Genomic DNA, 324 nt, shown 5'->3' with positions numbered 1-324 from the left:
CCGCTTCTCCCCGATGATCTCTGGGATGAGATCGCTCCGCTCCTCCCGCCACCTCGGCCCCGTCCGAAGGGCGGGCGTCGTCCGATCGAGAACCGGGCCGCCCTGACGGGCATCCTGTTCGTGCTGCGCTCGGGTCTGCCGTGGGAGATGCTACCGGCCGAGATGGGCTGCGGCTCCGGCATGAGTTGCTGGCGGCGGCTGCGGGACTGGCAAGCGGCGGGCGTATGGAGCCGCCTGCATCACGTGCTGCTGGAGCGCCTGCACGCAGCGGGTGAGATCGACTGGAACCGGGCTTGCCTGGACAGCGCGTCTGTCCCGGCTAAA

General features: G+C 69.8%; 1 protein-coding gene. It reads left to right on the top strand.

The window, feature by feature from the left end; all coding sequences use genetic code 11:
* Positions 1-324 (top strand): transposase (locus IPV08_RS24350; RefSeq protein WP_207414438.1); only part of this gene is annotated, 324 nt, incomplete at both ends.

It is taken from the genome of Methylobacterium sp. SD274 (assembly GCF_017355285.1).
Classification (GTDB): domain Bacteria; phylum Pseudomonadota; class Alphaproteobacteria; order Rhizobiales; family Beijerinckiaceae; genus Methylobacterium.
The sequence above is the reverse complement of the archived record's forward strand: the minus strand, read 5'-3'. Positions and strand labels throughout refer to the sequence as shown.